The organism is Alteromonas sp. MMG017 (assembly GCF_018100795.1).
Taxonomy (GTDB): domain Bacteria; phylum Pseudomonadota; class Gammaproteobacteria; order Enterobacterales; family Alteromonadaceae; genus Alteromonas.
This window is the reverse complement of the sequence record NZ_JAGJDY010000054.1, coordinates 1-738: the sequence shown is the minus strand read 5'-3', so window position 1 is coordinate 738 and position 738 is coordinate 1. Positions and strand designations below refer to the sequence as shown.

Sequence of the window (738 nt, the reverse complement as noted above, 5' to 3'; positions counted from 1 at the left end):
AAAGTTAGGTTTCTTGTGAAATTATTCACCCGTTCAAAAATTCTCTTTTCTCTCTCTGGACTAAGTTTTATATGGTTTTTAATAGTCTTCCAAAGTGAACTTTCAAACCCTGACGTCGTGTGTAGTGCAGACTTAGTTACTAAAAAAGAGTCTGTTTGCTTAATAAATAGAATGGATTCTGAACGCTTCAGAGTCACCGTAAGTTACGGTGGCTCTCGCAAAACAAGTCAAGAAAAGGTAACTATCCAGTTACTTCTAACGGAAGGCAGTACAGAAAACTGGTCATTAGTCCTAAACCCAAGAGCAGCAAGCTACTCAGGGCAAACAAAACGGTATTATGGAACGCTAAACTATGGCACATTCGACAATGAGTTTCTTAAAGGAGTCGCATTGACAATTCGCGCCAGCGAAAATGTTTCTTTGTTTAAAAAGTTCGAGGTCAAAGTAGTAAGAAAGCCAAATGGAGCAAAAGTCTATTTATGGGCAGTTATCACTCTAATACTTCTTTTTTTGTCTATTTGGTTTAGGACTTCAATTTTTGTAAAAGGCATCGGCAGACCATTACCATATTTACTCTTTTTTTTCGTATCGTTAATATTACTCGCGTGGGAACTGTGAAAAACCTAACAAAACACTAAAGGCACTCGCGCTGCTCGCTGGGACGCTAACACATGGGCTGCGTCACTTCGCTCCTAATTTTAGCCCATGTATTATCGCCCCTTAGTGGGATGTTATATG

The 738-nt window shown here is 39.2% G+C and carries 1 protein-coding gene; it reads left to right on the top strand.

The annotated features are described in order from the left end of the window. Positions 1–618, top strand: a 618-nt coding sequence (locus J8L84_RS20195; RefSeq protein WP_211072273.1) for a hypothetical protein, incomplete at its 5' end; no start/stop codon positions are given. Positions 619–738: the final 120 nt, after the last annotated feature.